This is a genomic window from Bradyrhizobium sp. NBAIM08 (assembly GCF_020193935.1).
Classification (GTDB): Bacteria; Pseudomonadota; Alphaproteobacteria; order Rhizobiales; family Xanthobacteraceae; genus Bradyrhizobium; species Bradyrhizobium yuanmingense.
In genome coordinates this window covers 1-382 of sequence record NZ_JADYVR010001343.1, presented here as the reverse complement: position 1 = coordinate 382, position 382 = coordinate 1, and the positions used below count along the sequence as shown (strand labels likewise).

Sequence of the window (382 nt, the reverse complement as noted above, 5' to 3'; positions counted from 1 at the left end):
GCCTACTACGACGGCGAAGGAAGAGCCCTCTGTCCCGCGGCCACCGGCATCAGCCACCACATCAACCCCTGGGGCGGCATCGAGCCCTGCCCCATCATCCAATTCGCGAAGGAATCGATTCACGACTCCCGGCCGATCGACCGTGTGATGATCGAATCCAAGTTCCTCCAGGACTTCCGCCAGCTCGCGGCCTCAACAACCCGCGGCTGCATCGTCCTCGAACGTCCCGATCTCCTGCACGAGCTGGCCGTCCTTCACGACGCCCCCGACCAGACGGCCCGCAAGACCGCTGTCGCCGAGCTTCTCGCAATGACCGCACGCACATCGCAGTTCATGCCCATGGAAGAAGTGCCGGAGAAGAGCCTCGCGTACCGTCTGGCGA

Annotated in this window: 1 protein-coding gene; it reads left to right on the top strand. The window is 64.1% G+C overall.

Annotated features, from left to right (window positions below):
* On the top strand, window positions 1–382 hold a 382-nt coding region (locus tag I6F37_RS44830; protein ID WP_225155107.1), incomplete at both ends, for a hypothetical protein.